This window comes from Nonomuraea sp. NPDC049655 (assembly GCF_044465465.1).
GTDB lineage: Bacteria > Actinomycetota > Actinomycetes > Streptosporangiales > Streptosporangiaceae > Nonomuraea.
The window spans coordinates 1-17,279 of sequence record NZ_JBITLS010000018.1 but is presented as its reverse complement, the minus strand read 5'-3'; the positions used below and the strand labels follow the sequence as shown (position 1 = coordinate 17,279).

Annotated in this window: 19 protein-coding genes; 12 read left to right on the top strand and 7 right to left on the bottom strand. The window is 73.3% G+C overall.

Annotated features, from left to right (window positions below; translation table 11 throughout):
- Positions 1 to 31: 31 nt before the first annotated feature.
- Entirely contained in the window at positions 32 to 670 is a 639-nt protein-coding gene (locus ACIBQ6_RS43725) for a TetR/AcrR family transcriptional regulator (protein WP_397218750.1), read from the top strand.
- A gap of 85 nt (positions 671 to 755) precedes the next feature.
- Here ACIBQ6_RS43725 and ACIBQ6_RS43720 read toward each other — a convergent pair whose 3' ends face one another.
- Genes ACIBQ6_RS43720 through ACIBQ6_RS43710 form a run of 3 tightly spaced genes read right to left on the bottom strand, consistent with a single transcriptional unit; the run spans position 756 to position 3,648 of the window.
- Positions 756 to 1,559 (bottom strand): ABC transporter ATP-binding protein, encoded by an 804-nt coding sequence (locus ACIBQ6_RS43720; RefSeq protein ID WP_358302451.1) that lies wholly within the window; start codon positions 1,557 to 1,559, stop codon positions 756 to 758.
- A complete protein-coding gene (locus ACIBQ6_RS43715) occupies positions 1,559 to 2,566 on the bottom strand; it encodes a FecCD family ABC transporter permease (protein WP_397218749.1) in 1,008 nt (335 codons plus the stop codon). The genes ACIBQ6_RS43720 and ACIBQ6_RS43715 overlap by 1 nt, the downstream gene beginning before the upstream one ends.
- Positions 2,563 to 3,648 carry a FecCD family ABC transporter permease gene (locus ACIBQ6_RS43710; RefSeq protein ID WP_397218748.1) on the bottom strand — a complete coding sequence of 362 codons (1,086 nt, stop codon included), beginning with the start codon at positions 3,646 to 3,648 and terminating at the stop codon, positions 2,563 to 2,565. Before ACIBQ6_RS43710 ends, ACIBQ6_RS43715 begins: the two co-directional genes overlap by 4 nt.
- Positions 3,649 to 3,733: 85 nt before the next feature.
- On the opposite strand from ACIBQ6_RS43710, the gene ACIBQ6_RS43705 reads away from it, so the two are divergent.
- Positions 3,734 to 4,750: an ABC transporter substrate-binding protein gene (locus ACIBQ6_RS43705; RefSeq protein ID WP_397218747.1), complete on the top strand. Its 1,017-nt coding sequence runs from the start codon at positions 3,734 to 3,736 to the stop codon at positions 4,748 to 4,750.
- Here ACIBQ6_RS43705 and ACIBQ6_RS43700 read toward each other — a convergent pair.
- Together ACIBQ6_RS43700 and ACIBQ6_RS43695 are read right to left on the bottom strand one after the other, a co-directional pair.
- Positions 4,744 to 7,161 (bottom strand): helicase-associated domain-containing protein, encoded by a 2,418-nt coding sequence (locus ACIBQ6_RS43700; RefSeq protein WP_358302439.1) that lies wholly within the window; start codon positions 7,159 to 7,161, stop codon positions 4,744 to 4,746. The genes ACIBQ6_RS43705 and ACIBQ6_RS43700 overlap by 7 nt on opposite strands.
- A gap of 77 nt (positions 7,162 to 7,238) precedes the next feature.
- On the bottom strand, positions 7,239 to 7,733 hold the full coding sequence (locus ACIBQ6_RS43695; protein ID WP_358302435.1) for an ATP-binding protein: 495 nt from the start codon (positions 7,731 to 7,733) through the stop codon (positions 7,239 to 7,241).
- A 232-nt stretch (positions 7,734 to 7,965) separates the two neighbouring features.
- On the opposite strand from ACIBQ6_RS43695, the gene ACIBQ6_RS43690 reads away from it, so the two are divergent.
- From ACIBQ6_RS43690 to ACIBQ6_RS43670, 5 genes are all read left to right on the top strand, one after another.
- On the top strand, positions 7,966 to 8,787 hold the full coding sequence (locus ACIBQ6_RS43690; protein WP_352323686.1) for a helix-turn-helix transcriptional regulator: 822 nt from the start codon (positions 7,966 to 7,968) through the stop codon (positions 8,785 to 8,787).
- The gene (locus ACIBQ6_RS43685; RefSeq protein ID WP_352323675.1) at positions 8,788 to 9,024 is read left to right on the top strand and encodes a DUF397 domain-containing protein; all 237 of its coding nucleotides are present in this window, start codon (positions 8,788 to 8,790) and stop codon (positions 9,022 to 9,024) included.
- A gap of 87 nt (positions 9,025 to 9,111) precedes the next feature.
- Positions 9,112 to 9,363 (top strand): hypothetical protein, encoded by a 252-nt coding sequence (locus ACIBQ6_RS43680; RefSeq protein WP_358302432.1) that lies wholly within the window; start codon positions 9,112 to 9,114, stop codon positions 9,361 to 9,363.
- Between the two features lie 43 nt (positions 9,364 to 9,406).
- Entirely contained in the window at positions 9,407 to 10,165 is a 759-nt protein-coding gene (locus ACIBQ6_RS43675) for a hypothetical protein (RefSeq protein WP_358302429.1), read from the top strand.
- A gap of 20 nt (positions 10,166 to 10,185) precedes the next feature.
- A complete protein-coding gene (locus ACIBQ6_RS43670) occupies positions 10,186 to 10,929 on the top strand; it encodes a maleylpyruvate isomerase family mycothiol-dependent enzyme (protein WP_397218746.1) in 744 nt (247 codons plus the stop codon).
- A gap of 38 nt (positions 10,930 to 10,967) precedes the next feature.
- On the opposite strand, the gene ACIBQ6_RS43665 is transcribed toward ACIBQ6_RS43670, so the two are convergent.
- Together ACIBQ6_RS43665 and ACIBQ6_RS43660 are read right to left on the bottom strand one after the other, a co-directional pair.
- Positions 10,968 to 11,552, bottom strand: coding sequence for a histidine phosphatase family protein (locus ACIBQ6_RS43665; protein ID WP_352323671.1), 585 nt, complete (start codon positions 11,550 to 11,552; stop codon positions 10,968 to 10,970).
- Positions 11,545 to 12,471 (bottom strand): TIGR03621 family F420-dependent LLM class oxidoreductase, encoded by a 927-nt coding sequence (locus ACIBQ6_RS43660; protein ID WP_397218745.1) that lies wholly within the window; start codon positions 12,469 to 12,471, stop codon positions 11,545 to 11,547. Before ACIBQ6_RS43660 ends, ACIBQ6_RS43665 begins: the two co-directional genes overlap by 8 nt.
- Before the next feature lie 59 nt (positions 12,472 to 12,530).
- Between ACIBQ6_RS43660 and ACIBQ6_RS43655 the strand changes: the two genes are divergently transcribed.
- The 5 genes from ACIBQ6_RS43655 to ACIBQ6_RS43635 all read left to right on the top strand — a co-directional run bounded on the left by ACIBQ6_RS43655 (position 12,531) and on the right by ACIBQ6_RS43635 (position 17,192).
- Positions 12,531 to 13,298, top strand: coding sequence for a phytanoyl-CoA dioxygenase family protein (locus ACIBQ6_RS43655; RefSeq protein WP_397218744.1), 768 nt, complete (start codon positions 12,531 to 12,533; stop codon positions 13,296 to 13,298).
- A complete protein-coding gene (locus ACIBQ6_RS43650) occupies positions 13,283 to 14,239 on the top strand; it encodes a phosphotriesterase (RefSeq protein WP_397218743.1) in 957 nt (318 codons plus the stop codon). Before ACIBQ6_RS43655 ends, ACIBQ6_RS43650 begins: the two co-directional genes overlap by 16 nt.
- Positions 14,236 to 15,453: a cytochrome P450 gene (locus ACIBQ6_RS43645; protein ID WP_397218742.1), complete on the top strand. Its 1,218-nt coding sequence runs from the start codon at positions 14,236 to 14,238 to the stop codon at positions 15,451 to 15,453. Before ACIBQ6_RS43650 ends, ACIBQ6_RS43645 begins: the two co-directional genes overlap by 4 nt.
- Entirely contained in the window at positions 15,450 to 16,262 is an 813-nt protein-coding gene (locus tag ACIBQ6_RS43640; protein ID WP_358302412.1) for an SDR family oxidoreductase, read from the top strand. The genes ACIBQ6_RS43645 and ACIBQ6_RS43640 overlap by 4 nt, the downstream gene beginning before the upstream one ends.
- Before the next feature lie 72 nt (positions 16,263 to 16,334).
- On the top strand, positions 16,335 to 17,192 hold the full coding sequence (locus tag ACIBQ6_RS43635; RefSeq protein WP_358302409.1) for a Gfo/Idh/MocA family oxidoreductase: 858 nt from the start codon (positions 16,335 to 16,337) through the stop codon (positions 17,190 to 17,192).
- Positions 17,193 to 17,279: the final 87 nt, after the last annotated feature.

Sequence of the window (17,279 nt, the reverse complement as noted above, 5' to 3'; positions counted from 1 at the left end):
CTCCGAGCGAAATGGACTAGAGTCCGGATGTGTGAATGGCCAGGAACCTAACGGACCACAGTCCGGTTCGTCAAGCGAGCCGCTGGAGCTGCTGACCGGCAAACCGGTCAGGGAACGCGCGGACGCGGCCCGCAACAGGGAGAAGGTGCTCGCGGCCGCCGCGCGGCTGTTCGCCGAGAAGGGCGTGGAGGCCGTGTCGATGGACGCGGTCGCCGCCGAGGCGGGCGTCGGCAAGGGCACGCTGTTCCGCCGGTTCGGCGACAAGTCCGGGCTGGCGGTGGCGCTGCTGGACGCCCGCGAACGCGACCTGCAGGAGCGCGTGCTGTCGGGGCCGCCGCCCGTCGGCCCCGGCGCTCCGGCCGCCGAGCGCCTGACCGCCTTCACGGCCGCCTACCTCGACTACCTCTACGCCCACCTGGACCTGGTGCGGATGTCCGAGACGGCCAGCCCGGGGGCCCGCTACCGCATCGGCGCCTACCGCTTCTGGCACCGCCACGTCGCGATCCTGCTGGCCGAGGCCCGGCCCGGCGGCGACGCCGACGTGCTCGCCCACACCCTGCTGGCCGCGATGGGCGCGGAGGCGGCCGGGGTGCTGCGCGAGGAGTACGGCCGCGAGCGCGCGACCGCGGGCATCACGGCCCTGGCCGCCGCCCTCGCCCAGCCGGTCTAGCTCAGCCGGTCCGGCTCAGGCGGTCTAGCTCAGCCGGTCCAGCTCAGGCGGTCCGGCTCAAGTGGTTCGGCTCAAGTGGTTCGGCTCAGGCGGGGGCGGCCACCCGCCGCCGCGCCTCGGGCACGATCATCGGCGTGCCCGACTGCGGGTCCTGGATGATCTCGCACCGCAGCTCGAACACCCGGTGGACCAGCTCGGGCGTGACGATCTCGGCCGGCACGCCCTCGGCCACGACCTGGCCGGCCCGCATGACGATCAGGTGGGTGGCGTACCGGCACGCCTGATTGAGGTCGTGCAGCACGGCGACCATGGTCCGGCCGGCCTCGTGCAGGTCGGCGCAGAGGTCGAGCACCTCGATCTGATGGGAGATGTCCAGGAACGTGGTGGGCTCGTCCAGCAGCAGGATCGGCGTCTCCTGGGCCAGCGCCATGGCCAGCCACACCCGCTGCCGCTGCCCGCCGGACAGCTCGTCCACGATCCGGTCGGCCAGCCCGGCGACGTCGGTCGCGCGCATGGCCTCGGCCACGGCCGCCTCGTCGGCCCTCGACCACTGGCGCATGAGCCGCTGGTGCGGGTAGCGGCCGCGGGCCACCAGGTCGGCCACGCTGATCCCGTCGGGCACGATCGAGCTCTGCGGCAGCAGGCCCAGCCGCCGCGCCACCTCCTTCGACGGCAGCGCGGTGATCACGCTGCCGTCCAGGTGCACGGCGCCCTTCCTGGGCTTGAGCATCCTGGCCAGCGCGCGCAGCAGCGTGGACTTGCCGCACGCGTTCGGGCCGATGATCACGGTGAAGGACTCGTCCGGGATCGCCACGCTGAGCTCGGTGGCCACGACGCGCTGGTCGTAGGCGAGGGTGAGGCCGGTGCCCGACAGGCGGTGGTCAACCATCAGTGACGGTCCTTTCGCAGGAGCAGGGCGAGGTACGTGCCGCCGACGGCGGCGGTGACCACCCCGACGGGAAGCTGGGTCGGCGCGAGCAGCCGCTGGGCGACCAGGTCGGAGGCGGTCAGCAGCACCGCGCCCATGAGCGCCGAGGCGCCCATCGTGACGCCGGGGGAGCGGGTCAGCCGGCGGGCGATCTGCGGCGCGGCCAGCGCGACGAAGACGACGGGCCCGGCCGCCGCGGTGGCCACGCCGGTCAGCAGCACCCCGGCGGTGATGGCCGCCGCCCGTACGGCCTCGACCTTGACGCCCATGGCCCGGGCCGCGTCGTCGCCCATCTCGATCATCCGCATCGGCCGCGCCACCAGCGCGCACACCGGCAGCAGGACGGCCAGCGCCACCGCGACCGGGATCGCGTGCTCCCACCCGCGCCCGCCGAGGCTGCCGGTCAGCCACGCGCCCGCGGTGGCCGCGTCGTTGATGTTGGCCCTGGTCAGCAGGTAGTTGTTGACCGCCAGCAGCAGCGTGTTGGCGCCGATGCCGACCAGCACCAGCTGGTAGCCCTGCACGCCGCGCCGGAAGGCCAGCGCGTAGACCAGGACGGCGGTGACCACGCAACCGGCCAGCGCGCCGCCCGCGATCGTCATGGCCGAGCCGCCCGCGACGACGGCGAGGATGCCGCCCGTCGAGGCGCCGGCGGTGAAGCCGATGAAGTCGGGGCTGCCCAGCGGGTTCTTGGTCAGGCTCTGGAAGATCGCGCCGCCCGCCCCGAACGCCGCCCCCACCAGCAGCCCGGTGACCACGCGCGGGGCCCGCAACCTGCTCACGATCAGCTCGGCGACCGGCGTGCCCTGGCCGAACAGGGCGTCCAGGATGTCGGGCACGGAGACGGTGAACTCGCCGGTGGCGATCGCCGCCACGCCCACCCCGCAGCCGACCGCCACGAGGGCGGCGCAGACGAGCAGGGACCGGGGCGCGAGCCGTACGGACCAGGGGCCGAGACGTACGGTCACAGCGCCGCCACCCGCCTGCGCCGGGCCAGCAGGATGAAGATCGGCGCGCCGATCACCGCCCACACGATGCCCACCTGCACCTCTCCCGGACGCGCGATCAGCCGCCCGACGACGTCGGCGCCCAGCAGCAGCACCGGCGCGGCCAGCGCCGAGTACGGCAGCACCCACCGCTGGTCGCCGCCCACCAGCGCGCGCACGGCGTGCGGCACGACCAGCCCGACGAACCACAGGGGCCCGGCGGCGGCGGTCGCGGCCCCGCACAGCAGCGTGACGGCCACGCCGGTGAGGACGCGCGTCCTGCCGACCGCGACGCCCAGCGAGCGCCCGGCGTCGTCGCCGAGCGAGAGCATGTTGAGCGGCCTGGCCAGCGTCAGCCCGAGCGCCAGCCCCGCCACCATGAAGGGGGCCAGCCGCACCAGCGTGTCCGCGTTCTGCCCGGCCAGCGAGCCGGTCAGCCAGAACCGCATCCGGTCGAAGGTCTGCGCGTCCATGCGCAGGATCGCCGAGGCGACGGCCGTGAACACCATGCCGAGCGCGACCCCGGCCAGCGCCAGGCGTACCGGTCCGGCGCCGGAGCGGCCGGCCGCGGCCAGCGCGTAGACGACGACGGAGGCCACCGCGGCGCCGCCGAAGGCGAACCAGACGTACACGGCGGGGTCGGAGAGGCCGAACAGGCCGAGCGCGAGCGTGACGCCGAGCGCGGCGCCCTCGTTGATGCCGAGCAGCCCCGGGTCGGCCAGCGGGTTGCGGGTCAGGCTCTGGATGAGCGCCCCCGCCAGGCCCAGCGTCGCGCCGACGCCGATGCCGAGCAGCGTGCGCGGGATGCGCAGCTCGCGGATGACGACGTGGTCGCTGGAGCCGTCGGGGGCGAGCAGCGCGTCGATCACCGTCGAGAACGGCACCGACCGCGCCCCGAGCGCCACGCTCGCCATCGCCACCAGCGCCAGCACCCCCGCGGTCACGACCAGCCCGCTCACCAGCACGGACGCGGACCGGCGCGGCCGCGGCCCCTCCGCGGTGGCCGGCGGTCGCCCGCCGGCGTCCTCAGCCCAGTCCTCAGCCGTGTCCTCAGCCGGGCGCACCCGACCCCCTCTCGTAGCGGTCAAACTTAGGCAAGGCTAATCTAATGTCTCTGTAAGAAGGCAAGCCTAACCTTAGGAGCTGGACATGTCGGGACCGGTATTCGCGCGCAGAGGCTTCCTGGCCGCCACGGCAGGGCTCGCGGCGGCCCTGACGCTGTCGGCCTGCGGCGGTGGCGGCACCCAGGCGGCGGGCGACGGCGACGCGACCGCCTCGGCCGCGCCCGCCGCGCAGGGCTGGACGTTCACCGACGACCGCGGCAAGAAGCTGGACCTGCCCAAGCGCCCGTCCCGGGTGGTGGCCCAGGTGGGCGCCGCCGCCGCGCTGTGGGACTTCGGCGTGCGCCCGGTCGCCGTCTTCGGCCCGCACAAGCTCGCCGACGGATCCAGGGACCCGCAGGTCGGCAACGTCGACATCGCCAAGGTGGAGGGCCTGGGCAACGTGTGGGACGAGTTCAACGTCGAGAAGTACATCTCCCTCCAGCCCGACCTGCTGGTCAGCAGCATGTACGTCAAGGGCGACCTCTGGTACGTGCCGGCGAAGTCGAAGGAGACCATCGAGCAGGTCGCCCCCACCGCCGGCGTCATGCTCACCGGCCGCAGCGCCACCCAGGTGATCGGCAGGTACGAGGAGCTGGCCAGGTCACTCGGCGCCGACCTCCAGGGCGTGCCCGAGGCCAAGGCCCGCATGGAGGCCGCGACCAAGGAACTGGCCGCCTTCAAGGACCTCAAGATCCTCTTGATGTCCGGCGGCGCCGACGCCATGTGGGTCGTCAACCCGCCCGAGTACCCCGACATCGTGCATCTCACCGAGAACGGCCTGGACGTCGTCAAGCCCGCGAAGGTGGACGAAGGCGGCTTCTTCCAGACCCTGAGCTGGGAGAACGCCGACACCTACGACGCCGACGTGATCCTCTACGACACCCGCACCCAGTCGCTCAAGCCCGAGGAGATGCTGAAGAAGCCCACCTTCGCCAAGCTCCCGGCGGTCAAGGCGGGCCAGTTCTACCCGTGGCGGGCCGAGGCCCCCTTCAGCTACCAGGGCTACGCCACGTTCCTGGAGGAGCTGGTGTCGAACCTGAAGAAGGCCAAGAAGCTTCAGTAGGCCCCGCGCACCTCGACGATCTCGGCGAGCGGGAACTCCAGGTAGTCGCCGGCCTCCTCGCACCAGGCGTCGAGCGCCCCGGCGCGCAGCTCGCCGTGGCTGATCGTGGCCGTCAGGCCGTCGGCCAGCGTGATGCCCGCCCGGACTCCCCGGTCGACGACGAAGCCGAGCAGCGACTGCTGGGCGGTCGGCAGCCTGGTCGCCATCCGGCCGATGACCGCCCAGGTGCGGCCGTGCTTGCCGGAGTCGTCCCGGCCGGCCGCGACCAGGCGGCGGGCGTGCTCGTGCGGGTCGGGGGCGGGCTCGGCGATCACGTACGGCGCGTGCGGCTCCGAGCCGGGCGTGAACTCCGACAGCTCGGCCACCTGCCCGCCGGGCAGCAGGATCAGCTTGCCGTTGTGCGGCTCCTCGGCCCTGGCCCGGTGGATGGTGATCTCGCCGGTGTCGGAGACGGGCACGGGGGAGTAGCCGTTCTCGCGCAGGGCGGCCAGCGTGCGCTCGGCCGGCGCCGCGCTGATCAGCACCGTGGGGGCCAGCAGCCGCAGGCCCAGCCGGGCCAGCCGCCGGTGCCCGGCGATCTCGGCGAGCAGCGCGGTGTCGCCGGCCTGCACGACGCAGCCGACCGTGGAGACCGTCACCTCGCCGTGCCGGCGCGCGGTGTCGCGCACCAGGTACTCCAGGGGCTGCGGGATCGTGCCGACCGTGGCCAGCTCGTCGAGCAGCTCGTCGGCGTCGTAGCCGTGGTCGAGCGCGCCGCGCACGCTCTCGGTGGTGAAACGCCACACCGAGGCCGCGCCGCGCGACTCGCGCTCGGCCACCCGGTCGAGCAGCGCCGCCAGCTCGGCCGACGGCGGCCCGGTCACCACCGCGGTGAGGTCGGGGCCGAACAGCGCGCTCCTGCGCACGCTGGCCAGCGCCCTGGTGGACGCCTCGGCCAGCACCGGATCGTGCTCGACCTGCGGGACGGCGTCGTCGTTCTCGTCGCCGGGGTCGGCGGTCAGCCCGGCCAGGGCGCGGCCGAGGTCGGTGAGCGCGCCGTTGGCCAGCAGGCCGAGCAGCGTGGCCTCCTCCAGCACGGCCGGCGCGCACTCGGCCAGCAGCGCCTGGTCGAGCAGCGGGGCGTGCCAGTGGACGTTGCGCACGAGGCTGTCGCGGTCGGCGAAGGCGGTGCCGGCCGGCAGATGGGCCAGCGCCGCCAGCACGGCCCTGCGCACCCTGGCCACCGCGCTGCCCGAGGGGTCGTCGCCGAGCACGGTGGCGTACTTGCCGTCGACCTTGCGCAGGGACGAACGTTCCATCCGCCACCACGCCGACAGCAGCACCCGCAGCCGGGCCGAGCCCTCGTCGAGCCGCCAGCGGTCGAACCGCTCGGTGGGGATCATGCCGCCCGACTGCTCGTCCCAGGCCAGCAGCCTGGCCACCGCGCAGACCTCCAGCAGCAGGCGGGTCTCGTCCTCGTCGCAGCCGGTCTCCTTGGCCACCCTGCGGACCTCGCGCACGCCCACTCCGCCGGTCTTGAGCAGCGGCAGCGGGGTCTTGGAGGTGTTGTCGAGCAGGGCCGCGCAGCGCTCGACCACGTGCGGGGCGGCCAGCGTCATCAGGTGGTCGACCTCCTCGGGGTCGACCGGGATCGAGGCCACCTCGGGCGCCTCGGGCTGGAACGGCGGATGGTAGGCGGGGCCGCGCAGGCACAGCGCCACCTCGCGGGGGATCTCGGCGACGTGCCAGCTCGGGCGGAACAGCAGGCCGTGGTCGGCGCACCACTTCTCCGGCGTGCCGGGGGTGACGAACCGGCCGCCGTCGACGTCGCGGGCGGGGCCGTCCCAGGCGAGGCGGCCGAGCAGCGCGAGCGTGCCGTCGGGGGCGGTGGCCGTCAGCCGGTCGAGGCGGCCGGGGTCGGACAGCAGCTCGATGACGCGGGCGATCGTGCGCCGCTTGTTGCCGTGGGCGGGCAGGCCGAGCACGCGGGCCAGGGCGCGCAGGGCGTCGTTGCTGATCGTCCAGGAGTTGAGGTAGTGCTCCAGCGGCTCGCCCAGGCCGAGCGGCGCCGCCCACCAGCGCGCCACGCCCTCGGCCAGATGGATCACGCCGTCGGCGTCGGGCCAGGCCAGCGCGTGGTCGTACAGATGGTCGAGCCAGGGGGCCACCGTCTGGCCCGGGACGCCGAGGAAGGCGGCCAGCCCCTCGGGCGTCGGCCGGCTCATGGTCAGGCCGGCCTCGGCCAGTTGCAGGGCGGGCAGCGGCAGCCCCCGCATGGCCTCCATGACGGCGAAGCCGTTGCCCAGGCGCTGGGCCAGCGTGTCGAGCCTGCGGGGCCAGGGCGGCGCGATGGCGTCGGGCCTGTTGGCCAGGATGCGGGCAAGCCGGTTTTCGTCTAGTGTGCGCAGCCAGCCGAGCAGGTGATCTTCCATCTGTCAGCACTCTCATGGGGTCGCGTGGGACTCACCGTGAGCCATGACCATCCACGGTAGTGCAGAGCACCCCTCTCTCAGGAGAGGACTGCCCAGACGATCTTGCCGTGGGGCGCGAGTGCCGACCACCCCCAGCGGAGGCTGAGTGATTCGACGATGTGGAGACCCAGGCCGCCGGTGTCAAGGGGGCCAGGGTATCGCAGCACGGGCACCGAGGTGCCGGGATCGGTGAACGCGCTGGTGACGAGCGAGCCGCGGCGCACCAGGGACATGTGGACCGGGCGCTGGCAGCGGGGCTCGTCGAGGCGCAGACCGTGGCGCAGGGCGTTGGTGGCGAGCTCGGAGACCACCAGTTCCATGTTCTCGGCCAGCTCGCCGAGCCCCCAGCCGGACAGGGTCCCCGTGGTGAAGCTGCGCGCGGAGTGGACCGAGGAGGCGGTGGGCGGGAGCACGTACGTGGCGCTCGCGGACGGGCCGGTCACCAGGAGATCGCGAGCCGCCTCCGGCCACCAGCCGACGGGCGGCCACCAGTCGAACGTGGTCCACTGGCCGGACGCCGTGGTGGATTGCACGTGATCATTCTGCGGCAATCTCTCGTGCAGGTGCAAGAGCGAATGCACGTGCAGACAACTCGTGCAACCGCTACGGTTCTCCTCAAGTGGTCAATATGGGGGAAAGGGGATCTTGTCCGCGGCCCATGATCTTTCGGCCGCCAAGTGACAGACTGTGTCTTCAAGGAAACGACACAAGGAGCAGCACGTGTCCATTGATCCGCCCGGCTCCGGCTCGACCGTTCGGCGCATCATGCTGGGTGCGAGCCTCAGGCGCCTGCGCGAGGCCTCTGGGCTCGACCGCGGCCAGGCCGGGTTCCACATCCGGGCGTCCGAGTCCAAGATCAGCCGTATGGAGCTCGGGCGTGTCGGGTTCAAGACACGTGACGTGGAAGACCTGCTCACCCTGTACGGCGTCGTCGACGATGCCGAACGCCGTGCCCTGCTGGAGATGGTCCGCGAGGCCAACACCCCCGGGTGGTGGCACAAGTACTCCGCCGAGCTGCCCTCGTGGTTCACGACGTACGTGGGCCTGGAGGAGGCCGCGAGCGTGATCCGCACCTACGAGGTGCAGTTCGTGCCCGGCCTGCTGCAGACGGCCTCGTACGCGCGATCGGTCTTCCAGCTCGGCAATCCCGACGCGAGTCCGGACAAGATCGAGCGCCGCGTGCACATGCGCATGCAGCGCCAGGAGCGCTTCACCCAGAAGGACGGCCCCAAGCTGTGGGCCGTCATCGACGAGGCGGCGCTCAAGCGGACCATCGGCGGGCGAGAGGTCATGTCCGAGCAGCTCCAGCATCTGCTGGAAGTCGCCGCCCTGCCCAACATCACCCTCCAGGTGATGCCCTTCAGGTTCGGCAAGCACGCCGCCGAGGGGGGCGCGTTCAGCATCTTGCGGTTTCCCGAGTCCGATTTGTCGGACGTTGTCTACGTCGAGCAGCTCTGGGGTGCCCTGTACCTGGACAAACGTGAGGACATCGACCCGTACCTCACCGCCATGGAGCAACTGTGCGTGGAAAGCACCACGCCAGGGGGCACCGTCGAGCTCATCGGCGGTCTTCTCAGAAAGATGTAGATGAACCACACCTACAACGGCATGCCCGCGGCCGACCTCACCCAGGTCGCCTGGCGCAAGAGCCGCTACAGCAACTCGCAGGGCAACTGCGTGGAGCTCGCGGAGCTTCCCGACGGAGGGATCGCGGTCCGCAACTCGCGCTTCCCCGACGGTCCTGCTCTCATCTATACCCGCGACGAGATCCGGGCCCTGGTGCTCGGCGCGAAGGACGGCGAGTTCGACGGCCTTCTCGTGTAACAGCCTGTTCACCTCCGGCGCGCTCCCTTAACGGGGGCGCGCCGGTGGCGTAACCGGCGGGGACTTTCCGCCGGTCAGGATGGGCGCATGCTCGACCGGATGAACCTGTACCCGATCGCCGACGACGTGCTGCTCGCGCCGGGCGGCAAGGTCGTGGTCCGCACGTACGGCGTGGCGCCCGCGGGCGCCGCCATCTCCTACCGCACCTGGGTGACCGGCCTGCGCGACCAGCCGCGCTACTGGCACTGGGGCCACTTCGAGGACGCCGCCTCCGGGCACCGCCGGGTGCTGGAGTGGCTGACCGGCAGGGGGCCGCGGCCTTCCCAGGCGCTGACCTGATCGCTATCCTCGTGCCAAGCAAATGCTTGGTAGAGGAGGCGTGGTGCGGCGCGCGATCCACCTGCTCGAAGAGGTCGACTTCCGGCCGATGAACTCCAGGCGGCCGCTGGAGTACCTGACCTGGCTGACCCGCTACAAACGCGAGGACGAGAGCCGTGCCGAGCCCGCCCTGACCACCGGCATGTCCATCAGGTCGCGTGAGATCGACCTCGTCGGCGCCTTCTACGCCGTGGGCATCACCGGCCACCCCCAGTTCAAGGCCGTCACGCTGTGGGACTGCCACGGCGGGTGGGACGGCGGCTGGCGCCAGATGATGGACATCTACCAGGGCGTGGACGAGCGCCTGTTCCTGTCCGACATCGACGACCTGCGCTTCTCCGCCTTCTCCAGGCCGCTCGGCGCCGCGCCGGGCTGCCCGCCGCTCGCCGAGGCCCCCGCCGCCGAGTTCTACCTCTTCGAGAGCGCCCGCGTCCGCCCCGGGGCCGCGCTGGACTACCTGGAGGCCGTCCGCGCCGAGCGCGCCCCGCTGCTGGCCGAGCACGGCCACACCCTGACCGGCCTGTACGAGGTGCTGTTCTGCGACACCGAGGCCGTCACCATGTGGGCCGTCTCGCTGGAGGACCACCTGGCCACCCAGCGGGCCCGCGACGCCGCGCTCGGGCTCGACGACGAGGTCCCGCCCGATTCCCGGCTGCTCGACTGGGGCAGGCGGGCCCGCGGCTACCTCGAAGGCCCCTGGCGCGAGACCCTGCTCGCGCCGTTCCCCGGCAGCCGTCTGGCGCGGGAACCGCGGCCGGGTTAGCGTCGGCTGCGGAGGCAGCCATGACGGACCCGTACCTCTACGGCGTGGGTGAGGCCGGGGGCGTGGCGTCCGTGACCGTGCCGTACGCCGAGCAGGTGGCGCTCATGGACGACCTGCTCGCCGAGCTGAGCCCGGCCCAGTGGGACGCGCCGATCGCCCGGCACGGCACGGTCCGCGCCCTGGTGGGTCACCTGGCCGCCAACGACGCCACCGTGACCTCCTTCATGGGCCTGCCCGGCGCGGGCGCGGCCTCGGAGCACCGGCGCTGGCGGAAGCAGGCCGGGGCGCTGCTGGAACGGCTCTCCAGGACCGGGGAGGTGCTGCTCGGGGTGGAGGTGGCGCTGGCGGGGGTGCGCCCGGCCCGCGCGCCGCTGCGCCAGGCCCTGGTCCAGCGTACGTTCGAGACCTGGACGCACGCCGACGACATCAGGGCCGCGACCGGCCGCCCGCCCGCGCCGCCGCCCGCCGGGCACGTGCGCCTGGTCGCCGAGTTCGGCCTGGCGCTGCTGCCCCGGGCGCTGCGGGGGCCGCGCCGCGACGTCTCGGTCACCGTCGTGCTGACCGGGCCAGGGGGCGGCACCTGGACGGTCCCGCTCTCGCGCACCCCGGGCCGGGACGCCGGGCTGATCTCGGCCGGCGCGGTGGACTTCTGCCGGCTGGTGGCCGGCCGGTGGCCCCCGGACGCCTTCCCGCACGCGTCGGAGGGCGACCGGGACCTCGCCCGCGACCTGATCCGCGCCGCCGCCACCCTCGGCTGCGACTGACGGGTCTCCTCAAGGGGCCACGACCCCGGCGTTCCGGCTCAGGCCACCGGCGAGTTCCAGCTCAGCAGCACCGGTTCGGCGTGCTCGAAGCCGAGCCGGGAGTAGGTGCCGGTGTCGAGCCGCAGCAGCCGCCCGTCCGCCGGGTCGAGGCCGAGCCAGCGGGCGGCCAGCACGCGCAGGAAATGGCCGTGCGCCACCAGGACGACCCGCCCCTCGGCCCCGCGGGCCCGCTCGATCACCCGGTCGGCGCGCGCGGCCACCTCGGCGGCGCTCTCGCCGGGATGCTCGGCGTCGCCGGGGATCACGCCGTCACGCCACAGGTACCAGCCGGGCCGGGTCTTCCTGATGTCCGGCGTGGTGATGCCCTCGTAGCCGCCGTAGTCCCACTCCCACAGGTCGGGGTCGACCTCGTAGTCCGTCAAACCGGCCAGCTCCGCCGTACGGCGGGCCCGCTGCGCCGGGGAGACCAGCGCCAGCCCGAACGCGGACGCCTTGACCAGCGGCGCCAGTGCCCTGGCCTGATCCTCCCCCTCGGGCGTCAAGGGCAGGTCGGTACGGCCGGTGTGCCGGCCGGCCGTGCTCCATTCGGTGGCTCCGTGCCTCAGCAACAACATCTCATCCATGAGGTCCATCATCCGGCAGGGCCGCCAGCTCCTCGACGACAGGGGTGAAGGCGGCCAGGTCACGCTCATGGTGCAGCACGAAGTAGGTGACGCCGTGCGCGTCGCGCCAGTGGCGCAGCTGGTCCGCGATGTCGCGGCGGGTGCCGAGCAGCACCTGCGGCGTGTCGCCGAGGCCCGAGCTGTCGGCGGCGCTCCACGACTCCTCCGGCTTGCGCTCGCCCACCTGCATCACGCTGGTGCCGATCTCCAGCAGGTGGTGGCGGGGGCTGCGCCGCAGCAGCGCCAGCTTGGCGAGGAACGCCTCCGGTCCGGCGTCGCGCGGGTCGGGGCCGGTGCCGTCCGCTTTGACGCGGGTGCCGAGGTTGACGATGTCGGCGTGCTCGGCGGCCAGGGTCAGCATGCGGGGGCCGCCGCCGCCCAGCAGGATCGGCGGGCGCGGGCGCTGCACCGGCCGGGGCTCCTGCGCCAGCCCGGCCAGGCGGTAGTGCGCGCCCTCGTACGTCAGCGGGCCGCCGTCCCACAGGCCCTTGATCACCTCCAGGGCCTCGCGCAGCCGGTCGAGGCGCACGCCGGGCGGGTCGAGCCGCAGCCCGGTCCGGTCGTACTCGTCGGCCATCCAGCCGGTGCCGAGGCCGAGCTCCAGGCGTCCGCCGGAGAGCAGGTCCAGGGTGGCGGCCTCCTTGGCCAGCACGGCCGGGTGCCGGAAGTCGTTGGCGAACACCAGCGTGCCGACGCGCAGCCGGGTGGTGGCGCAGGCCGCCGCCGTCAGCGCCGCGACGGGCGCGAAGCGCGGGCCGACCAGATGGTCGGGCACCAGCAGCACGTCGAAGCCGGACGCCTCCAGCCGCCTGGCCCGCTCGGCCCACTCCTTGCCGGACCGCGCCCCGCGCAGCACCGCACCGAACCTGAACCGTCGCACGACATCCTCCTCGACCCGGATCTTACCAAGCGCTTGCTTGGAGTGGCACACTGGTGGCCATGGAGATCCCGGTACGCCACGCGACGGACGACGAGGCGGCGTTCTTCGGCGAGCACGGCTGGGTCCGCCTGGACCGGCTGGTCGCCCCGGACACGGTCGGCGAGCTGCGCGAACGGGCCCGCGAGCGCCTGCGGTCGCGCGGCCGGGCCGGAAACACGCCGGTCGACCGGGCCTTCGGGCAGTCCCGCGACGTCGCCGCCGAGGACGAGCTGTTCGGCGCGCTGAGCACCAGCCCGGCCATGGGCCGCAACGCCGTGCGGCTGCTGGGCGGGGTGCGGGCCGTGCGCGTGCAGGTCACCAACCTGCTGGTCAAGGAGCCGGGCGAGCACGGCGCCACCGAGTTCCACCAGGACTTCCCGTGGATGCCCATGGACCGCTCGGCCATGCTGACCGTGTGGCTGGCGCTGGCCGACGTGCCCGCCGACATGGGGTCGCTGCGCTTCTACAGCGGCTCCCACCGCTGCGGCCTGCTCGGGCGCAGCTTCACCCGCGCCGGGGACGACCAGCTCAGCCAGCATCCCTGGCTCGCCGAGCTGGAGCTGTCGCCGCCGCTCGACCTGCGGGCCGGGGATGCCACCGTGCACCACGCGCTCACCGTGCACGGCGCGCCCGCCAACCGGCGCGACGCCGCCCGCCTGTCGTTCACCGTCACCTACTTCGACGCCGACGCCCTCTACACCGGGCTGCCGTACCGGCAGACCGACGGGCTCGGCCTGGAGGTCAACCGGCCCTTCGAGCACGAGAGGTTCCCGTGCCTGAGACCGTGAGGGGGCCGGTCGCCGACCTCGGGGCGACGCTGATGCACGAGCACGTGTTCGGGCTCAGCCCGGAGATCCTGTGGAACTGGCCGGACGTGCCCGAGGGCTGGGACCTGGAGCGGCGGGCGCGGGAGGCGGCGGCCAAGCTCGACGCGCTCAAGGCCGAGGGCATCGACACGATCGTCGACCTGACCGTCGTCGGCCTCGGCCGGTACGTCCCGGCGGTCCAGCGGGTGGCCGAGCTGACGTCGGTGAACATCGTGGCCGCCACCGGGCTCTACACCTACGACGCGCTGCCGCCGTACTTCGGCAACCGGGGGCCGGGGTCGCTGTTCGGCGGCCCGGACCGGCTGGCCGAGTTCTTCGTCCGCGACCTCGCCGAGGGGATCGGGCGGACCGGGGTGAAGGCGGCCATGCTGAAATGCGCCTCCGACCACCTCGGCATGACCAAGGGGTGCGAGCGGGTGTTCCGGGCCGTGGCCGAGGCCCACCTGGCCACCGGCGCGCCGATCACCACGCACTCGCACAGCGCCTCCAGGGGCGGGCTGGAGCAGCAGCGGCTGCTCGGCTCGCTCGGCGTGGACCTGGAACGGGTGGTGATCGGGCACGCGGGCGACTCGACGGACCTGGCGTACCTGGAGGAGCTGGTGGCCGGCGGCTCCTACCTGGGCATGGACCGGTTCGGCATCGAGACGATCAGCTCGTTCGAGGACCGGGTGGCGGTGGTGGTGGCGATGTGCGAGCGCGGCCACGCCGGAAAAATGGTTCTAGGTCATGATTCGTACTGTTTCAATGACCGGTTCGACCCCGACGTCGTACGGCGTCGCCATCCGAACTACCACCTCCTGCACATCTCCCGCGACGTCGTGCCCGAACTGCGCAGCCGCGGCGTCACCGGCGACCAGCTCCACCAGATGCTCGTCGACAACCCCAGGAGGATCCTGCGATGACCTCTGCGACGACCCCCGCCTCGGCGCAGGACTTCGACGTCGCCGCCGACTGGCACGTCGCCGCGCCGTACGACTTCCTGCGCCGTCTGCGCGCCGGACGGCCGGTGTTCCGCAGCGAGCACCTGGGCGCGTACGTGCTGACCCGCCACGCCGACGTGCGCGCCGCGTACGGCGACCCGGCCCGCTTCTCCTCCGAGGGGTCGCTCACGATCTCCCGCAGCCTCACCCCGCAGACCCGCGCCAAGCTGGGCGAGCACGGCTCGTTCCTGTCCAGCTTCGTGGCCAACGTGGACCCGCCCGACCACACCCGCCTGCGCCGCTCGGTCTCCCGGGCCTTCACGCCGCGGGCCGTCGCCGCCATGGAGGAGCGCTTCCGGCGGCTGAACGAGGACGTCCTCGACCGGGTCGCGCCGAGGGGCCGGGCCGACTTCGTCGCCGAGATCGGGCACGAGCCGTCGGTCAAGCTGACCGCCCGCTTCATCGGCGTGCCCGCGGCCGACGAGGCGTTCGTGCGGGCGCACGTCAAGGACTGGTTCATGCTGTTCCTGTCGCCGCAGCCGCCGGCCCGCCAGCTTGAGCTGGCCGACAGCTTCCTGGCCTACCTCGACTACGTCGACCGCCTGGTGGCCGCCCGCGCCAAGGACCCGCGGGACGACTTCACGTCCCTGATGACCTCGCTGATCGGCGACGAGCTGAGCCGTCGGGAGGTCGTCGAGCTGATCTCCACGATCCTGCTCGGCGGCAACGACACCGTCCCCAACCAGCTCGGCAACAGCGTCCTGCGGCTGCTGCGCGAGGACGCCTGGCCGGTGCCGCCGGACCTGATCCCGGGGGCGGTCGAGGAGTGCATGCGGATCGACGGCGCCTCCCTGGGCTCCTTCCGGCACGCCGTCCAGGACGTCGTCCTGCACGGCGTGACGATCCCGGCGGGCTCGCTCGTCCTGCTGTCCACCGACTCCGCGGGGCACGACGAGACCGTCTTCCCCGACCCGGAACGGTTCGTGATCGACCGTCCCAACGCCGCCGACCACCTGGTCTTCGGGTACGGCATCCACTTCTGCGTCGGGGCGGCGCTCGGCCGCCTGCAGCTGCGCACCGCGCTCGACGTCCTCGGGCGCCGCCTGCCCGGCCTGCGGCTCGCCCCGGACGCGCCCGTCGCCTACCGCAGGTCGCTGGTGGGGCGCGGGCTGAGCGCGCTGGAGGTGGAGTGGTGACCGCGGATCCCTCGAACGGGCGGTTCGGCGGGCGGGTGGCGCTGGTGACGGGGGCGGGATCGGGCATCGGCGCGGCGTGCGCGGCCCGGCTGGCCGCCGAGGGCGCCCGGGTGGGCGTGCTCGACCTGCGCGCCGCCCCCGCCCGGGCCACCGCCGCCGCCGTACGGGCCCGGGGCGGCGCCGCCATGGCGCTGACCTGCGACGTGTCGGACGAGAAGCAGGTGGCGGAGTCGGTGGCCGCGCTGGTGGCCGCCTTCGGCCGGGTGGACGTGCTGCACTCCAACGCCGCCTGCCTCGACCGCGACGTCTACGGCCGCGACCGCGACCTGACCGCCATGGACGCCGCCGTCTGGGACCGCACGATGGAGGTCAACCTGCGTGGCGCGATGCTGCTGGTCAAGCACGTCGTCCCGGTGATGCGCGACGGCGGCGCGATCGTCCTGACCTCCTCGGTGTCGGGCCTGACCGGAGACGTGGACCACGCCGCGTACGGCACCTCGAAGGCGGCCCTGGTCGGCTTCACCCGCTACGTCGCCACCATGTACGGCGCCCGCGGCATCCGCTGCAACGCCGTCGCCCCCGCCCTGGTCATGACCGCCGCCGCCGAGCGCGCCCTCACCCCCGGGCAGCTCGCCGACAAGGCCGCCGAACGCCTCCTGCCCTGGCCCTGCGCCCCCGAGGACGTCGCCGACCTGGTCGGCTTCCTGGCCTCGGCCGAGTCCCGCTGCATCACCGGCCAGACCATCGCCCTCGACGGCGGCACCCTCGTCCACCGCCCGGAACACGCCATCCACCGCTCCCGCGCCTGACCACAGGGGCCGGTGGGCGGGAGCCCGGACAGGGGATCTAAGGTCTGGAGAAAAGCGGACTAAGGGGGACGGATGGAGCCGGTCGCGGTCGGGCTGATCGGGGCAGGGCCCTGGGCGGAGATGGCGCACGCGCCGATGCTGGCCAAAGGCCCCCACACCCGGCTCGCCGGCGTCTGGGCCCGCCGCCCCGAGCAGGCCGCCAGGCTCGGCGCCCCGGTGTACGAGCGGGTCGAGGAGCTGTTCGACGCCTGCGAGGCCGTGACGTTCTGCGTGCCGCCCGGCGTGCAGGCCGAGCTGGCCGTCCGCGCCGCCCACGCGGGCAAGGCGCTGCTGCTGGAGAAGCCGCTCGCCGACTCCGTCGAGGGGGCCATGCGGGTGGCCGAGGCCGTGGCGGAGACGGGCGTGCCCTCGCAGATGATGCTCACCATGCGCTACGCCACCCCGACCCGCACGTTCCTGGCCCGCTGCGCCGAGATCCAGCCGTTCGGCGGGCACGCCGCCAACATCTCCGGCGCGTTGCTCGGCGGCAACCCGTTCGCCACCCCGTGGCGGCTGGAGCGCGGCGCCCTGCTGGACGTCGGCCCGCACGTGATCGACCTGCTCGACGCCGCGCTCGGCCGGGTCGTCGGCGTGCGCGCGCACGGCAACCCGCTCGGCTGGACCGGCCTGCTGCTGGAGCACGAGGGCGGCGCGGTCAGCGAGGCGTCCCTGTGCATGGCGGCCGTCGGCGACCTGCCGCCCTCGACCTTCGAGGTGTACGGCAGGACCGGCAACGCCGTCCTGCTGCCCGGCGACGAGGACCCCTTCGAGGTCGTGGCCGAGGAGTTCGCCCAGACCGTCCGGCGCGGCGGCGGCCACCCGCTGGACGCGGCGCACGGCCTGCGCCTGCAGGAGATCATCGCCGCCGCGGAGGCGCAGCTCGCCGCCTAATGGGAGCTACCGTGGCTGCTGATCGGGCAGACTCGGTGCCTGGTAGCCGCTGGTGAGTGAGCACTCTCGCCGCCTGGATCTTGAATC